The sequence below is a fragment of the Sulfurihydrogenibium sp. genome, from assembly GCF_027448985.1.
Classification (GTDB): Bacteria; Aquificota; Aquificia; order Aquificales; family Hydrogenothermaceae; genus Sulfurihydrogenibium.
Genome location: NZ_DAIDMN010000004.1, coordinates 1 through 17,426, shown reverse-complemented (window position 1 = coordinate 17,426; position 17,426 = coordinate 1). Strand labels below are relative to the sequence as shown.

Genomic DNA, 17,426 nt, shown 5'->3' with positions numbered 1-17,426 from the left:
AGGGATGATTGATAAAGTTTTTTTAAGAAAGAAACTATCGGAGTTTTTAGAAGAAGATATAGGCTATAAGGATATCACAACCGATAACTTGGATTTGGATAAAAATGTGGAAGGTTTTTTTATCGCAAAAGGGTCTGGGATAGTTGCAGGAACCGTTTTTGTAAAGGAAGTTTTTAACATTTTAGGTGATGCTGATTTTCAAAGTTTTAAAAAAGATGGAGATTATATAAGTAAAGGTGAAATAGTAGGTGTTGTTTACGGAAACTGTAAAAGTGTATTGAAAGGAGAAAGAGTTTCACTTAACATTCTTCAAAGGTTATCCGGAATAGCTACTTTAACAAATCTATATGTAAAGCAACTTGAAGGAACGAAAACTAAACTCCTTGATACAAGAAAAACAACCCCTGGATTTAGAGCTTTTGAAAAGTATGCGGTCAAGGTTGGTGGTGGAGAAAACCACAGGTTTGGTCTTTACGATATGGTTATGATTAAAGATAATCACATTGCGTTAGTTGGAAGTATAAAAGAGGTAGTCAAACAAGTAAAAAGTAAAGTTTCTCCTATGGTTAAGATAGAGGTTGAAGTTGGAGATTTTCAGCAGTTGTACGAAGCTTTGGAAACAGAAGTTGATATTATAATGCTTGATAACATGAGTGTAGAGCAAGTCAAAGAAGCGGTAGAAATTGTCGGTGGAAGTAAATTGGTGGAAGTATCCGGAAATATAACGTTAGAAAATATAAGGGATTACGCTCTGTGTAATCCTGACTTCATATCTACAGGCTCTATAGTACATTCAGCAAAATGGCTTGATATAAGTTTAAAATTAAATACTGGAGGAGTTTAAAATGAAAAAGCATTTTAAGATTGCAGTTTTACCGGGAGACGGAATAGGTCCAGAAATCATTGAATCAGCGTTAAAAGTTTTAGATGTTATATCCAAAAAATATGGTATAACATTTGAGTACAAACAAGGACTTGTTGGTGGTGCAGCGATAGACGAAACAGGAGACCCACTTCCACCTGAGACTTTAAAGATATGTAAAGAAAGCGATGCTGTTTTATTTGGAGCTGTTGGAGGAGAAAAATGGGACAACCTTCCAACAGACAAAAGACCCGAAAAAGGATTACTAAGAATCAGAAAAGAGCTGGAACTTTTTGCAAACATAAGACCTGCCAAAGCTTACACACCTCTTTTAAGCTCTTCTCCTTTAAAAGAAGAAATTATAAAAGGTGTGGACCTTGTAGTTTTGAGAGAGTTAACGGGAGATATCTACTTTGGAGAACCAAGAGGAAGAGAAATCAGAAACGGTGAAAGAGTTGGATACAACACCATGATATACTACGAACACGAAGTTAGAAGAATAGCAAAATTTGCCTTTGAAATGGCAAGAAACAGAAGGAAAAAAGTAACAAGTGTTGATAAAGCAAACGTGTTGGAAACAAGCGGCTTATGGAGAGAAATCGTAAATGAAGTTTACGCGGACTATACAGATGTAGAACTTGAACATATGTACGTTGATAACTGTGCTATGCAACTTATAAGAAGACCAAAAGATTTTGATGTAATCGTTACAGGAAACATATTTGGAGATATAATATCTGATGAAGCAGGAGCCTTAACAGGTAGTCTTGGTATGCTTCCATCTGCAAGTGTGGGAGAAAGGTATGCATTTTATGAACCAATACACGGCTCTGCTCCGGATATAGCTGGAAAAGGTGTTGCTAATCCAATAGCCACTATCCTATCAGCTGCAATGATGTTGGAGATAACCTGTAAACTTCCTCAGGCAGCACGAGATATTGAAAATGCTGTAGAAAAAGTTTTAGAAGATGGTTATAGAACTGCTGATATATGGTCTCCTGGAACTAAAAAAGTAAACACGGCAGATATGACAGAAGAGATAATTAAAAGATTGTGATACTTGAACTTTTTATTAAAAAAAGGTAATATTTTATAACATCGTTTTACTAAAAACTTTTTGAGGAAGGTAGGATGTCTTGGATAAGCGTTGAGAAGGCAAAAAAGTTAGAGGAAAGATTTGGATATCCAAAAGTATCTGAAAGTAAAGGTGTAGTATCCGTAGAAGTTCCAAAAGACAAGTTTATAGAGTTTTTAAAGTTTTTAAAGGAAGATAAAGAATACGATTTTAGAATGTTCTTAGACCTTACAATAATAGACCACGGAGAAAAAGAAGACCCAAGATTTCAAGGAGTAGTGATACTCTTTTCTCCTTCTTACCAACAGAGGATTATAGTTAAAACATGGGCTTTAGATGAAACGCTACCAACTTTAACCGGATTATGGAAAGGTGCTAAATGGGCAGAAAGGGAAGCTTGGGATATGTTTGGAATAAAGTTTGAAGGACACGAAAACCTAGTCCGGATGCTCCTATGGGAAACATACCCTTATCATCCTCTTAGAAAAGATTTTCCACTGGAAGGTATAAAAGACACATATCTTCCATCTTTAAATGAAACACTCCGTGGAGATTCTTTAGAAGGAATGTTTAACTACGACAGAATGCATACAGCCCTTCCAACTATGGAAGACCTTGAAATAACCCAAAAAAGAAGAATGCCTGTAAAAACATCTCAGATAGTTTTAAACTGGGGACCACTTCATCCTGGTACACACGGGACTATTTGGTTTTTGTTTGACCTTGACGGTGAGTATGTAAAACAATGTGATATCATCATAGGACAACTCCACAGAGGAGTTGAAAAACTCGGTGAAAATGTAAACTGGCAACAGTTCATACCATATACAGACAGAATGGATTATATCGCAGCAATCAACGAAAACCACGCGTACGTATTAGCGGCGGAAAAACTCTTAGGTATAGATATTCCGGAAAAAGCAAAGTGGATTAGAACGATGATGGCTGAACTATCAAGAATAAACAGCCATCTGTTATGGCTTGGAACCTATGCCCTTGACCTTGGTGCTTTAACAATGTTCCTTTACACATTTAGAGAAAGAGAAAAGATAATGGACATAATAGAAGGTATAACAGGAGCAAGATTTACAATAAACTACTTTAGAATAGGTGGTGTATTTGCAGACCTTCCTTACGGTGCATTGGATGCTATAGAGCATTTAATAAAAGACCTTCCAGAAAGAATTAACGATTACGAAACTCTTTTAACAAGAAACAGAATATGGCTTTCAAGAAACAAAGATGTTTGTATAATCACTGAGGAAGATGTTTACGATTATGGATTGACAGGTGCAGTTGCAAGAGGTTCCGGAGTTCCTTACGATGTAAGAAAGATAGATAAGTACGATGCTTACGGTGAAGTGGAGTTTGACATTCCGGTTGGAGAAAAAGGAGATTCTTACGATAGATACCTTGTCAGAATGGAAGAGATGAGGCAAAGTATAAGAATTGTTGAACAGTGTGTAGCAAAACTTAGAAAGATGTCTAAAAACGACCCATACTTTTTCCAAACTCCAGATGAGAAAAAATTAAAGGTAACGATAGATGGTAGAGGTATGAAACTTCCGGCAGGAGAAGTTTACGCATCATCAGACAACCCAAGAGGAGAGCTTGGATTTTACATATACAACAAAAAAGATGGACTAAAAGCCCACAGAATGAGGATAAGGTCCGGTGCATTTTACAACTTGCAAGTGTTTACAAAAGCTATAATAGGAAGACCTATAGCAGACGCCATAACATTACTTTCAACCATAGACCCGGTTGTTGGAGAGACAGATAGGTGATGAGAGTAGTAAAAGGATTTATAGCATTACTTTAAGGAGGTTTTTGGAAATGGGTGTAAAAAAGGTAGGAGCAAAGCCTCAAACATTGGTTGAAAAAATATTTTTTCTTGATTTTATAAAAGGGCTTAAAACCACTATAAAACATCTTTGGAAAAAGGTTATTACCGTTGATTTTCCATACGAAGTTGTAGTACCACCACCCAGATTTAGAGGAATACATGGTTTAAGAACGGTAGATGGAACAGAAGGTCCAGAATTTGATGGTTGGGTTAAAAGGTTGAAAATAAAACCACCTGAACCAGGAGAAACAAGATGTATTGCTTGCAAATTCTGTCAAGCAGCTTGTCCTGTACCGGAACTGTTTGATATTCAATCGGAAAAGTTGGATGTTCCGGAAGACCATCCCCATTATGGCTTGAAAGTTATGACCGTTTTTAATATGGACTTATCAAAGTGTACTTTTTGTGGTCTTTGTACTCAAGCATGTCCAACGGATTGTATTATAATGACGGATATATACGACCTTTCTGCATATACAAGGAGAAACTGGGTTTTGGATAAAGATATGCTTACTCAGATAGCCAACGATTTTGTTGCAAGAAGAGGAAAAGAAAAGTTTGATGAAAAATCTCAATGGAGAGAAGACCAGAAGTTATGGCCTGAATACGATAAAACAAGAGAAAAACTTTGGGACTTTAATATGCCAAGGTTAGGTCCAAACTATCAGGACCAAACAGCTTAATGAAACTGACAGGAAAAAAAGAGTTAATAAATCTAATTTTAGGAGAAATAGAAAAGAGGGGAGGGATAAGTTTTAAAGAGTTTATGGACTTTGCTCTTTACTATCCTTCCCTTGGATACTACACATCAGACAAAGAAAAAATAGGTGGATACGGAGATTTTTTTACATCTTCTGAACTTGACCCTGTATTTGGTCAGCTTCTGGCAAAACAGTTTAACGAGATTTATGAAAAATACTTTAAGGATAAAAAAATTTCTCTTGTTGAAGTGGGTTCCGGAAAAGGTCTTCTTGCTTACGATATCTTAAATGAGATAAAAAATAACTATCCGGATTTTTATAAAAATTTACAGTTTGTTTCGATAGAAAAATCACCTTACCATCTAAAATCTCAAGAAGAACTTTTAAAAGGTTTTAACGTTAAGTGGTACGATACTTTAGAAGATGTAGAAGATTTAGAAGGTATAGTGTATTCAAATGAGCTTTTTGATGCTCTACCTGTCCACCTTATAAAAAAATTAAACAGTCGGATATACGAGATTTATCTAACAAAGAAAGAAGATGAAATTGTAGAAGAGTTAAGACCTGCTACCAAGGATATTTTAGATTACCTAAAAGAGTTAAAAATAGATATTCCGGAAGGAATGACAACAGAAATAAACCTTATCGCAACTGATTTAATCGGTAAAATAGGTCAAAAGTTAAAAAGAGGTTTTGTTTTTACAGTAGATTACGGTTATCCATCTAAAGAACTTTATAAACCTTACAGAATGAGAGGAACTCTTTTGTGTTATTACAAACATACTTACAATGAAAATTACTATGAGAACGTAGGACTTCAAGATATTACTTCCCATGTAAACTTTTCTGCTCTTGTTTATTACGGTAAGAAATCCGGATTGGAGTTTACAAGTTTTACTGACCAAGCCCATTTTTTAATCAATCTTGGTCTTGGTGATGTGATGATGGAATTACAAGAAAAAGGAGATTATAAATCCTACGAAAGACTAAATAGACTTAAAACTTTAATACTTCCAAAGGGAATGGGAGAAAAGTTTAAAGTGCTAATCCAACATAAAAATGTAGAAAATCCGGATTTATCCGGATTAAGAATATTACCACCACAAAACGATAGGTATAAGATATAAAGGAGAAATTTACAATGCTTTACAACTTTATCGTAGCTTTTTCTTTTTTACTTATCGCTACCTTCTCTTATTGGTACTCTTCAAAGCTTGCAAATTACAAAAAGACATCTTTTCTTATGTCTTTTTTTGTTGTTCTGATACCATACACATTAGCCGGTGGCTTAAAAATGATTACCGAAAAGTACATCTCCCATTACTCTTTGTTAGTTATGTTTGTTGCATTGATAATACTGCAAACCTACTTTGGATATTTAATGTTTAAGGAACCAATGAAAAAGACAGTCATAGCAAGTATACTTGGATTAGTAGTAACTATTATAATAGGTTTACCTATACTGGTTTTAGCCGGAATAGCCATAACTTACCTAAATTTGAAAACTCCTCAGTAAAATTGTTAAACTTTTTTTATTTCTGAGAAAAGCTCTTTCAAAACTTCCTTGTAATCTTCTTGACCTTCTTCTATTTTATCCATTATTTCTTCTAATTTTCTTGTAAATTCTTCAGATAAGAACTCTTTTAAATCCGGATTATTTATTAAAAAGTTATATACGGTTTTTCCAAGCTTTGTTGGTATTAAAAATCCTTTTCTTTCTATTACGTATCCTCTTTCTAAAAGTTTTGCTATTATTGTGGCATAGGTAGAAGGTCTTCCTATTCCTTTTTCTTTCATGTCTTTTACAAGTTCACCGTGAGTATAAAGGTATACTTTTGGTCTTTCAATCAATTTTTTATAGTTTTCTACGTTTATTTTGCCTTCTACCAAAGGTTTTGTATCTATATCTAATACCAAATTCCAACCATTTTCTACAACTTGTGTTTTAATTCTTTCTTTTATCTCAAAGTTTAAAGCTTTTATAGATATATCTGCTATCTTTAGTTTAACAGGAATCATCTGAGAAGCTATAAATCTATTGAAAATCATTTTGTAAAGTTTTAGATGGTTGTAGTTGAGTCCTTCTATCTGTTTGCTTAATATTAAAGATTCAAAATCTTCTGGTAGTATGTTTTTGGTTGGTCTTATACATTCGTGGGCTCCACCTTCTCCCCAAACTCTTGGTTTAAAGTAATTCTCTCCAAACTCTTGAGTTATTATTTCTTTTGCAAGGTTTATTCCTGCATCGGATACTCTTATAGAGTCTGTTCTGTGGTAAGTTATATAACCAAGTTCAAAGAGTGTTTGAGCTAAATCCATAGTTTGTGGTAGTGTAAATCTGTATTTATCACTTGCATCTTTTAACATTGTGTCTGTTCTGTAAGGAGGTGGTGGATTTTCTGATTCTTCATAAACTTTCTCAATGAAAATTTCTACTTCCCTTAGGTTATCGTGGAATTTTTTGGCTTCTAATTTTGATTCAAAAGTTATATCAAATGAAAAGTGTTTTTCATTAACAGGAATATCTACTATAACCAGATAAACTTTTTTGTGACTTTCTTCTTCTCTTTTTATTATCCAACCTAAAACCGGAGTTTGAACTCTTCCAGCTGACAACCAAGATTTATGGAATTCTTTTTGTAAAAGTTGGGAGTATTCAAAACCCACCCATCTATCAGCAACTCTTCTAACTATCTGTGCTTTTACTAAATTTTTATCTATATCCCTTGGGTTTTGTATGGCTTTTACTATTGCTTTTTTAGTTACTTCATGGAATTCCATTCTTTTTATATTTTTTATTATAGGTTTTAAAAGTTCGTATAAATCCCAAGAAATTTTTTCTCCTTCTGGGTCTGGGTCTGTTGCAAGGTAAAGTTCCACACTTTCTATGGAAAGTCTTCTTAAATCTTTTATTGTATCTTCTTTTCCTTCGATAGTTTCATAAATAGGTGTTATTTCATCTTTTTTTACTATCACTCCATGATATGCTATATTTTTAACAAGGTCTAAAATGTGTCCTAAGGATGCTGTTATCATAAGGTATTTTCCTTCCATTGATGTTTCCAACACTTCCGCTTGGTTTAACTTTCTTCTTACCGGTTTTCCAAAGAAATTTGCTATGGTTTTTGCTTTTGTTGGGGATTCTACTATTACAAGAGCTGGCTTTAAAAGTTCTTTTTCTTGTGGTATTTCTATTCCTTCTTTGAATTTTTTTACAAGTTCTCTATCTTTGTCTATCTGTTGGATAAGTTCTGGTATGTTTACATTGTTTATATTTGTAAATTCTATGTCTTCGCTAAACCATTTTACTCTTTTTGTCAGATGTTTAAATGCGGATTTTTCGTCTATCATAACTAATGCTAAACCTTTTGTAATACCACCTGCGTAAAGTCTTGATGTTCTTCCAGATGCTTGAAGGTATCCGGTTGCATCTGATACCACTAAATAGTAACCGTCTTCTTTTTGTTTTAATGTAAGTTCATCGGAAGATTTTAATGTTTCTATAACTTCTGGTTTTTGTAAAAACTCTCCTATCTCTTTTTGTAAAGTTTGAATCTTTTCTTGAAGTTGAGGTTTATCTTGTAAAAATTCCGCAGTTATGTATTGGTATTTTTGAAGCTGGGTTATCCATTGGTTGATTTTAACTGTTATCTCTGGAAATTTTTTAACTATGTAGCTACGGATTGAAGTAAGAGCCCAAAGCATATGGGAAAGGTTTTCTTCTAATTTTAGAGATATGGATATTTTTGGTACACCGAAAAATACTGCGTACCTGATTACATGGGGTAAGTCTAAACCTCTTGCAAGGGGATTTCTGTAGGAGGATATTCCAACGAGGACTTGGATTTTTCCGGATTCGTACCTTTTTATATTTTTATCGTCTAAATCTTCGTAAGATAGAGCTTTTATTTTATGTTTGTTTAGGTATTTTACGACTTCCTCTACGAACTCTTTTCCTTTGTCTGATGGTACAAATACAAGTCCACCATTTCCAAGAGTCTTTATCCAATATATAAGTTTTTCATATGAAAACTCTTCATCATAGCTGTCTACTATATTTCTTAGGTAAAAAGTTGGGGTGGATATTTCAAATCCTAAAAGTTCTCTAAATAGTCTAACTCTGCTGGATTTTGGATTTGATGTTGCGGAAGATACTATTAAAACACCTTTTATTTTTTCTTTTTGTTTTGAAAGGTAATCTGATAACTGATTTATTTTGCTCCAATCTTCTTCTGTTTTGTTTGGTTTGGCTTTTAGTTTTATTACTTCTAGTGCTGTATTTATATCTTTTTCTGAAAATCCCATTATATACAGAGCCTTATCTATATTTTTTGCTGTTTTAACGAATGAATCCACATCATCAACGAATATAAAGTCAAAATCCCGAGGGTATATCTCAAAATTTTTGTATAAAAACATAGATGTTGTTATGAGTATTTTAAAATCTCCGTTTTTTAACCTTTCTTTGTTTTGCTCTTTTTCTTTGTTGTTTTTCTCTATTCCGGTTGCCAGTATGTCTTTTTCTTCTACTCCAAATTTTCTAACTCTTTCGTAAACTTGTTTGACGAGTAATTTTGTTGGTAAAAGTATATAACATCTTTTTCCTTCTTTTATTAAGAAGGATGCCATGGATATACCAAAAGATGTTTTACCTATTCCGGTTGGTGCAAGTAGTACGAATGAGTGTTTTAAGAAAACTCTTTTCGCCCAAGTATTTTGAAGACTCCAAGGTGATGAATGTATGTAATTTTCAAAATGTTTTTGCCACTGAGTTAATTTTTCCTCTATATCACAAAGGTTTCTTAACTCACCTTTTTTTATATACTGACATACATCTAAATCTTCTTCCGGAAGGCATTTTTTACATGGTAAACCTTTTTCTAACCTGTAAGATGATATCTCCCCATAACAGTTTGGACATAGTTTTTCAAAAATAGCTGATATTATTTCCACTTCTTTCCTCTTGTTTTTAATATTTTTATTCTTTTTATTTTATCAGAAAAAGAAAAGTTTTTTGTTTTATTTGATACTTTGAATCTCTCTTATCCTTCTTGCAAGTTCTCTTATGGCATCTATTTCAGACATCCCTTGGTCCATCAGTTCCCTTACTGTTTGAGCTTTTGCAAGGGTGTTTAGTATTTCTACAATATCTCCGGATGGGTTACAACCTTCCGTAAGTGGTTTTCCGTTTTGAAGAGTTTCGTTAATACACCTTTCTATCTGCTGTGGTGTAAACTTATTTGCAAGCTCTTTAATTTCTTTTATGTTCATCGCTTACCTCTTGTATAATTTTGTTTATTTTTTAAATTATAATCTTTGGTGAGGAATATGGAAGTGGTAAAAATCATAAATGATGAGTTAAATAAGCTTTTTGAGATAAAAACAGATGATTGTTATACGGTGGAGTCTGTCCATTATAGAAAAACTTTGTGTGTTTCTTCTCAGGTAGGATGTTCTATAAAGTGTTCTTTCTGTGCATCTGGATTAAATGGTCTTATCAGAAATTTATCTGCAGATGAGATAATAAAACAGTACACATTGGCAAAAGAAGAAGGTTTGGAGATAGAGAGTATAGCTTTTGCTGGAATAGGGGAGCCTCTTTTGAACTGGGATAACGTTAAAAAAGCCTTTGAGTATTTTAAGTCAAATGGTTTGAGTGTTAGTTTTTATACAACTGGATTTCCAATACACAACTTTAAAGAGCTTCTTTCATTAAACCACGATGGAGTTAACTTGTCTCTCCACTCTGTTTTTTGAAAACAAAAGAAAATCTTTGATACCAAATTCTCATACTATAAATCAACTTCTTGAAGTTTTTAAAAAGCATCTTGATACATTGTCAAAAAGAAAGAAAAAACTCTACAACATCGCCTACATTCTCATAGCCGGAGAAAACGACTCTTACGAGGAAATCGATAAATTAGGAGACATTGCAAAGGAACTTGGAATAGGTGTTTCACTTTTAAAGTACAATGAAATTGAGTTTTTTGATTACAAATCTATCACCGATGAGAGATACGAAGAACTCTTTTTAAGACTTAAAGAAAAAGGAATAAAAGTTACACTCTCAAACAGGTACAGAACAAGAAAGATAGGTGGTTGTGGCACATTGATGATAAATAGGTTAAACTGCACCACTTTTTAGTATGTCGTGAATATGGATTATCCCAACTGGTTTTTTATCTTCTACAACAGGTAAAACTGTGATGTTATACTTTTCCATAAGTTCCAAAGCCTGTAAAACAAGCCAATCCGGATTTGCCGTTTTAGGATTTTCTGTCATAACATCTTTTGCAAAAGATGTATCTATACTTTTTCCTTTATTTATGAACCTTCTTAAATCTCCGTCTGTTATTATTCCTGATATATTCCCTTCTTCGTCAACAACTAAAGTTGCACCTAAGCCTTTTTCTGACATAACTAAAACAGCTTCTTTTAAAGGTGTGTTTTGGTTGACGATAGGTAAATCTTTTCTCATTATCTGATTTACCTTCATAAGTTTTTTACCTAAGGAGCCTCCCGGATGGAACATAGCAAAATCTTCCGATTTAAAGTTTCTCATTTTCAGCAAAGCAACTGCCAACGCATCTCCTAAAACAAGAGTTGCGGTAGATGAAGAAGTAGGAGCAAGATTCAAAGGGCAAGCCTCTTTATCTACGTTAAGATACAAGACAACATCAGACTCTTTTGCCAACGATGACTCTTTTTTGTTTGTTATTCCAATTATCTTATTTCCCCATCTTTTTAAGATAGGAATGATAGCCATCAGTTCAGGGGTTTCTCCACTGTTGGATATGGCTATCACAAGGTCTTTTTTTTCTACCATTCCTAAATCTCCATGGAGAGCTTCAGCAGGATGGAGAAAAAAGGAAGGTGTTCCGGTTGATGATAAAGTTGCTGCTATCTTTTTACCTATCAATCCGGATTTTCCCATTCCGGTTATTACCACTTTTCCCTCTGTTTGTAGTATAAGTTTAACGGCTTTTTCAAAACTCTCATCAAGACTTTCTTTTAGCTTTTTTAGTGCCTTTATCTCTTCTTCTATCGTCTGTTTTCCTATATCAATGATTTGAGCATCCATTACAACTTCCACAACCTGTTGGTTTTAAAAGGTTTAAACTTTCAAGTTCCTTAAATGTCAACTCTTTTAAATTTCCTTCTTCGTCAGACAGTATTATCTTCTCTCCTATAAAATCGTAAATTTTTACTGTGTAAGGTTTACCTTCTATTTCTATGACAGAATCTATTTCTGGTAAATCGTTTTTTATACTGTAGGTTTCTTTTTCAAAAGTTAGACAGCACATAAGTCTTCCACAAACACCTGTAAATTTGGTAGGAGTAGGTGGTAAATTTTGCTCTGATAGAATTTCAACGGTGATATTTTCAAATTTATCCAAAAACAGATTACAACAACACTGTTGACCACAGACTCCAACTGCTCCGGCTATCTGGACACCGTCTCTAACACCTACTTGTCTCATTTCTATTCTCATTTTTATTCTTTTTGCCATAATCTTAACAAGCTCTCTAAAGTCAACTCTGTTTTCTGCTGTATAGTAAAACAAAGCTTTTGTTCTGTTTAATGGCACATAACTTTTCAAAAGGTTCATCTGTAAACCAAGCTTTTCCGCTTCTTCTTTACAGGCTTTTAAAAACTCTTGAGCTTCCTCTTCGTGTTTATCAAAAATCATGATATCTTCTTTTGTTGCACTTCTTAAAAATTTGTAGTTTTTAGTATCATCTGTATAAACACAGTTTCCCATAACTAAAACAAGTTCATGTCCTTTTTCCGACTCTATAACTATAAAATCTCCTTTTTTTACGTTAAAAGGAACCAAGATTTCCGAAAATTTATTTGTATCTAAAAATCTTATTCTAACTGGTTTTATGTTATCCATACAATCACCTCATTTTAAGTTGTAGTAAATTCCTTCTAAAATCAACTTCTTTTTTACACCTTTGGTAGCTGCATTTTTTCCTTTTTTAAACTCTGTTAAAAACTTTTCTGCAAATTTATTATCTAACTTCATACTATCTAAATCCATTTCAAAAAATCTTAAAATTATATCAAAAAATAGGTTGAAGTCTTCAACATCAAATTTGTCTACTACAGAAGATATAGAAAATAGTGCTTCCGGATGTTTTTTTGTTTTAAGTAGTTGGTAGTAGGAATGAGCTAAGTTGTAAACGTTTTCTTTATTTAAAATGCTAAATGGAAGACATAAACTACCTCCGGATATCTTTACCAAACTCTCAATTTTTCTTTCATCTGAAATTTTTTGAATTAGAACATCTTTAATTTCTTCATCCGATAGTTTTTTAAATCTTATCTTTTTTAACCTTGAAATGATGGTTGGCAAGATTTGGTTTTGATTGGAAGTTGTCAGAATTATTAAGGTGTTTAAAGGTGGTTCTTCCAAAGTTTTCAAAAGAGCGTTTGAACTTTCCGTATTCATGTTTTCAGCTTTCTCTATTATTAAAACTTTCCCTTTATCGGATTTTAAAGTTAGGAAAGATATGGCATCTCTTACAGAATCTATTTTTATCTCTCTTCCTTCGTAAGGAATGAATTTTATATTTGGATGTGGAGTTAGATTTGTTTTTTCATATACGTTAGATACTGTGTTGTTTACAAGTTTACAGTCGTGGCACTGTCCACAACCAAGACCTTCTTTTTTCTCACACAGAAAGCCTCTGGCTGTTAAAAAAGCAATCAACTTTTTTCCTATACAATCTTTACCTTCGTAAAGAAGTGATAAAGAGTCGTAATTTTTGCTGAGGTATGTTTTTATAAGTTCTATCTCTTTATGATGCCCTATTATTTTCATAGTATCTTTTTCTCTTTTAAGACTGCTATTATATCCTCGAATATCTCATCCGGATTTTTTAATCCATCTAAAACAACAAACCTTTCTCTCTCTTTTTCAGCTATTTTTAAAAATCCTTCTCTTACTTTTTTATGAAATTCCAATCCTTCACTTTCCAATCTGTCTTTTTGTCTGTTTAATCTTTTAAACGCTTCTTCTACCGGTAAATCAAGTAAAAATGTTATATCCGGTTTAACTCCTTCTGTTACAGTCTTGTTTAACAGTTCTACAAGATTATAATCTATTCCTCGTGCGTAATGTTGGTAGGCTGTTGTAGAGTCATAGAATCTATCACACACTACGATGTAGTTTTGTTGTAAAAGTGGTTTTATTACGTTGTTGATATGGATGTTTCTGTCTGCTTCATAAAGAAGCAGTTCTGCAAATGGTGGAAACTTTTCATCCCAATGGGAAAGAAGTATCTCTCTTATTTTCTGACCTATACGTGTTCCTCCGGGTTCTTTTGTAAGATGAGCTTTGATTGAGTTTTTTATAAAATAATCGTATAACTTTTTTGCTTGAGTTGACTTTCCACTTCCTTCTATACCTTCAAACGTTATAAAAATCCCCATACAACCTCATTAAAATCATAAAAAAAATTTTTGTATAGTATATAATCTTATCACAAATGAAATTTAAAGGAGGTATAAAAAAATGGCAATAGACAGACAAAAAGTAGAAGAAGTTTTAGAGCAAGTTAGACCATATTTAAGATTTGATGGTGGAGATGTTGAGCTTGTAGATGTAGCGGAAGATGGAACGGTTTACGTTAGGCTTATGGGTTCGTGTTCCGGATGTGCAATGTCTTTATGGACACTTAAAGGTGGAGTAGAAGCAAGATTAAAACAAGCTATTCCGGAAGTAAAAGAAGTTATAGCTGTAAATCTTGGATAAATAAAAATGGGGCTTTGCCCCTATCCTTTGTTATAATATATCTAAAAACTCCATTGGGAATTGATTGAACTACCTAACGAAAAAAAAATACACTTCAATCTTAAAAAGGTTTAAACAATTACTTTACAATGTGCTGGAAAACAATTTAAGTCCATTAAATCATATATACAGTATAGTTGCAACATTTATAGTAGTAACTTCTTCTATAACGGTTATTCTATTACTTACTCCTGAAGCGGAAAAGTTACCTCCGGATTTATTTTATTTTTTGAGAGAGTTTGAAGATTTAACTTTATGGTTTTTTGCCATAGAGTATATTTTAAGATGGTGGGTCATTTCCGATTTTATAGAAGACTATAAAGAGTATCTAAAACATTATAAACATAAAACATTAAAAGCTCATTTAAAGTCCTTTTTCTACGCTTTAAAAGTAAAATTAAAGTGGATGGTAAAACCTTACTCTTTAATAGATTTAATAGCTATTCTTCCAATTTTTAGACCTTTGAGAGCATTTAGATTTTTGCAAATTCTCAGAATATTGAAGATATTAAGATACTCATCTGGGTTTAAAAATGTTTTCTCAGCTTTAAAAGAACAAGGTTATATTTTTATTTTTTCAGTTTTACTGATTTTCTTAAACATTGTTGTATTTTCAATAATCGTGTATATATACGAATACAACGCGGGGAATAGTGACTTTAATAGTTTATTTAACGCTATTTACTGGGGAGCTATAACTTCTTTCACAGTTGGTTATGGAGATATTGTTCCTACCACATCAGTAGGGAAGTTTTTAGCATCCTTTATGACTTTTGTTAACCTTGTTTTGATATCCGTTTTAACAGCCGGATTTTCTGTTTCTTTTATAAACAAACTTTTACAATTAAAAGAAGGGGAGATAAAGATGAGAGATTTAAAAGAGCATATAGTTATATGTGGATACAATGAAACATCTGAAGAGATATTAGAAAACCTAACAAAACTCAATATAGATAAAGAAAAACCGGTTGTACTAATCACAAATCATGATAAAAACGATTTAGGAATACAGCTGTCTAAATACATAATCTTTAAAAAGGGAGATTTTATAAGGGAAGATGTTTTAATGGACGTAGCGGTAGATAAAGCTTCAGATGTAGTTATTGTAGGGGAAAAATTACCTCATCTAACGGATAGGGACATAGATGCAAGGACAGCACTAACCGGAATGCTTGTTAAAACTCTCAATCCTATGGCAAGACTGTACGTTGAAGTTCTTTTGGACGAAGATGCTGAGATATTCAAGAAAAGACTGGGAACAAAAGATATATTAATTCACGGACAGATACTTGGTAAAATAATGTTTTCAAGTATTTTAAATCCGGGAGCAACTGAACTGATACAAACGATTATTGACAACGAAACCGGAATAAGGAAAGTTAAATTAAAAGAAATTGGTGATTTTAACACTTTTGGAAGTCTTCTTCTGTATCTTAGAACTCAAGGTTTGATGCCTATCGCAGTAGAAAGAAACAGAAAAATAATCCTTTCTCCTTCAGATGATTTGACAATATCAGATGCGGATTACATTTTTATAATTCCTCAAAATGAGAGCTAAAAATGAAAAATGTTTTGATAACAAGGGAAAAAGAGCAATTTAAACAAGTGGAAGGTACCTTCAAAAAAGAAGGTTTTAATCCTATTTCCTTTCCTACGATAAAGTTTGAAAGTATTCAGCTTAACAATTTTAATGAAAAAGATTACGATTATCTTATTTTTACAAGCAAAAACGCTGTAGATTTCTTTTTATCTCAGATAAGTATAGATAAATCAAAGCCTTTGTTGGCTGTTGGAAGTAAAACAGCTACATATCTAAAAGAGAAAGGTTTTTTAAATGTTGAAATTCCGGAAATTTTTAGTGGTGAAGGGTTAAAAGAGTTTTTAAACAAAAATTTAGATAGATTTAAAGGAAAAACTTTTGCTTTGATAAGGGCATTGGAAGGTTCCGATGTTTTGTTAAAAGAATCCGGAAACGACTTTATAGTCAAGCTTGTACCTGTTTATAAAACAGTTTTTAACGTTCCGGATAATGTAAAAGATATTGAAAGTATGTTTTTAAACAAACAGATTTACGCAGTTGTATTTTCAAGTCCTTCCACTTTTAAAGGCTTTGTTAACATATTCTCAGTAGAAAAATCAAAAGATTTTTTAAAAGATACTATTGTCTGTGTAATAGGCTCCACAACTGCAAAAGCATTGCAAAAGGAAGGATTTAAGGTTGACATAGTTCCGGATATATTCACTTTTGAAGAAATAACCAAAAGGCTAAAATCTCTCTAACCTTTATATCCCACATAGTTCAGACAAAACCTAAACCTTTTCCAAACCTTTAAACCTTCAAATAACCTTTATATCCCACATAGTTCAGACAAAACTTTCAGCTATAACCTTTAATCCCCCACTACTATTACCTTTATATCCCACATAGTTCAGACAAAACTTAATCTCCATTCTTCCAACTTTTTTCTGAATTCTCAACTTTATATCCCACATAGTTCAGACAAAACGCAAATCAGGAGAAGAAACAAGCTTTTTGAGACAATCCTTTATATCCCACATAGTTCAGACAAAACAATACTCGTTCTTTGTCTTTGTCATAGCTCACTCCTAACTTTATATCCCACATAGTTCAGACAAAACGAACGTTATTACAATACCTTTATCTGGAACAAAGTCTTTATATCCCACATAGTTCAGACAAAACGAAGCTTTAGAACCTTAAACACTATTTTCGAAAAAGCTTTATATCCCACATAGTTCAGACAAAACCGGAGAAGATTTGTTTCACTATGTCGGTTCTCTGATCTTTATATCCCACATAGTTCAGACAAAACATGTCTATCACTGACGTCATATCATTGAAACATCGCTTTATATCCCACATAGTTCAGACAAAACATTTAAACAAAAACGATATTTTGAATGGAAACTACGCCTTTATATCCCACATAGTTCAGACAAAACATCCTTAACTACAACCTTAGAAAGCTCTAAATCAAGCTTTATATCCCACATAGTTCAGACAAAACTCTTCATACTAAACCTCCTTTATAAAATTTTATAGCCTTTATATCCCACATAGTTCAGACAAAACCCGTTAAAAATTACAATAAAAAAATAAACGAAAATTTTCAAAAAGTCA

General features: G+C 32.9%; 17 protein-coding genes and 1 CRISPR repeat array. Of the genes, 11 read left to right on the top strand and 6 right to left on the bottom strand.

The genetic code is table 11. The features are described from left to right. Window positions 1-4: 4 nt before the first annotated feature. The 6 genes from nadC to NE054_RS00790 all read left to right on the top strand — a co-directional run bounded on the left by nadC (window position 5) and on the right by NE054_RS00790 (window position 6,000). Entirely contained in the window at window positions 5-844 is an 840-nt protein-coding gene (gene nadC / locus NE054_RS00815) for a carboxylating nicotinate-nucleotide diphosphorylase (RefSeq protein ID WP_297887224.1), read from the top strand. A 1-nt stretch (window position 845) separates the two neighbouring features. Next, a complete protein-coding gene (gene leuB, locus NE054_RS00810; RefSeq protein WP_297887222.1) occupies window positions 846-1,919 on the top strand; it encodes a 3-isopropylmalate dehydrogenase in 1,074 nt (357 codons plus the stop codon). Between the two features lie 74 nt (window positions 1,920-1,993). Then, window positions 1,994-3,724 (top strand): NADH-quinone oxidoreductase subunit D, encoded by a 1,731-nt coding sequence (locus NE054_RS00805; protein WP_297887220.1) that lies wholly within the window; start codon window positions 1,994-1,996, stop codon window positions 3,722-3,724. A 49-nt stretch (window positions 3,725-3,773) separates the two neighbouring features. Then, window positions 3,774-4,466 carry an NADH-quinone oxidoreductase subunit I gene (locus NE054_RS00800; protein ID WP_297887218.1) on the top strand — a complete coding sequence of 231 codons (693 nt, stop codon included), beginning with the start codon at window positions 3,774-3,776 and terminating at the stop codon, window positions 4,464-4,466. Then, window positions 4,466-5,611, top strand: a complete 1,146-nt coding sequence (locus NE054_RS00795; RefSeq protein WP_297887215.1) for an SAM-dependent methyltransferase — start codon at window positions 4,466-4,468, stop codon at window positions 5,609-5,611. Before NE054_RS00800 ends, NE054_RS00795 begins: the two co-directional genes overlap by 1 nt. Before the next feature lie 14 nt (window positions 5,612-5,625). Next, complete coding sequence (locus tag NE054_RS00790; RefSeq protein ID WP_297887213.1) at window positions 5,626-6,000, top strand: competence protein comp; 375 nt, start codon at window positions 5,626-5,628, stop codon at window positions 5,998-6,000. Window positions 6,001-6,005: 5 nt separating this feature from the next. On the opposite strand, the gene rgy is transcribed toward NE054_RS00790, so the two are convergent. After that, window positions 6,006-9,431, bottom strand: a complete 3,426-nt coding sequence (gene rgy, locus NE054_RS00785) for a reverse gyrase (RefSeq protein ID WP_297887298.1) — start codon at window positions 9,429-9,431, stop codon at window positions 6,006-6,008. 72 nt (window positions 9,432-9,503) lie between these two features. Further along, window positions 9,504-9,755: a hypothetical protein gene (locus NE054_RS00780; protein WP_297887211.1), complete on the bottom strand. Its 252-nt coding sequence runs from the start codon at window positions 9,753-9,755 to the stop codon at window positions 9,504-9,506. Between the two features lie 57 nt (window positions 9,756-9,812). On the opposite strand from NE054_RS00780, the gene NE054_RS00775 reads away from it, so the two are divergent. Continuing rightward, window positions 9,813-10,241: a radical SAM protein gene (locus tag NE054_RS00775; protein ID WP_297887209.1), complete on the top strand. Its 429-nt coding sequence runs from the start codon at window positions 9,813-9,815 to the stop codon at window positions 10,239-10,241. A 16-nt stretch (window positions 10,242-10,257) separates the two neighbouring features. Then, complete coding sequence (locus NE054_RS00770; RefSeq protein ID WP_297887207.1) at window positions 10,258-10,629, top strand: hypothetical protein; 372 nt, start codon at window positions 10,258-10,260, stop codon at window positions 10,627-10,629. Here NE054_RS00770 and NE054_RS00765 read toward each other — a convergent pair. The 4 genes from NE054_RS00765 to tmk are packed head-to-tail and all read right to left on the bottom strand — an operon-like array spanning window position 10,609 to window position 13,923. After that, window positions 10,609-11,565 (bottom strand): KpsF/GutQ family sugar-phosphate isomerase, encoded by a 957-nt coding sequence (locus NE054_RS00765; RefSeq protein ID WP_297887204.1) that lies wholly within the window; start codon window positions 11,563-11,565, stop codon window positions 10,609-10,611. The genes NE054_RS00770 and NE054_RS00765 overlap by 21 nt on opposite strands. Then, a complete protein-coding gene (gene ricT / locus NE054_RS00760; protein ID WP_297887202.1) occupies window positions 11,546-12,382 on the bottom strand; it encodes a regulatory iron-sulfur-containing complex subunit RicT in 837 nt (278 codons plus the stop codon). The genes NE054_RS00765 and ricT overlap by 20 nt, the downstream gene beginning before the upstream one ends. Window positions 12,383-12,391: 9 nt before the next feature. Next, the gene (locus tag NE054_RS00755; RefSeq protein WP_297887200.1) at window positions 12,392-13,312 is read right to left on the bottom strand and encodes a DNA polymerase III subunit delta'; all 921 of its coding nucleotides are present in this window, start codon (window positions 13,310-13,312) and stop codon (window positions 12,392-12,394) included. After that, on the bottom strand, window positions 13,309-13,923 hold the full coding sequence (gene tmk / locus NE054_RS00750; protein ID WP_297887198.1) for a dTMP kinase: 615 nt from the start codon (window positions 13,921-13,923) through the stop codon (window positions 13,309-13,311). Before tmk ends, NE054_RS00755 begins: the two co-directional genes overlap by 4 nt. Before the next feature lie 82 nt (window positions 13,924-14,005). On the opposite strand from tmk, the gene NE054_RS00745 reads away from it, so the two are divergent. From NE054_RS00745 to NE054_RS00735, 3 genes are all read left to right on the top strand, one after another. Further along, window positions 14,006-14,245, top strand: a complete 240-nt coding sequence (locus NE054_RS00745) for a NifU family protein (protein WP_297887197.1) — start codon at window positions 14,006-14,008, stop codon at window positions 14,243-14,245. A 64-nt stretch (window positions 14,246-14,309) separates the two neighbouring features. Next, on the top strand, window positions 14,310-15,842 hold the full coding sequence (locus NE054_RS00740; RefSeq protein WP_297887194.1) for an ion transporter: 1,533 nt from the start codon (window positions 14,310-14,312) through the stop codon (window positions 15,840-15,842). Window positions 15,843-15,844: 2 nt separating this feature from the next. Beyond that, window positions 15,845-16,564 (top strand): uroporphyrinogen-III synthase, encoded by a 720-nt coding sequence (locus tag NE054_RS00735; RefSeq protein ID WP_297887189.1) that lies wholly within the window; start codon window positions 15,845-15,847, stop codon window positions 16,562-16,564. 1 nt (window position 16,565) lies between these two features. Further along, a CRISPR array of direct repeats spans window positions 16,566-17,378; the repeat unit is 29 nt; unit sequence CTTTATATCCCACATAGTTCAGACAAAAC. Window positions 17,379-17,426: the final 48 nt, after the last annotated feature.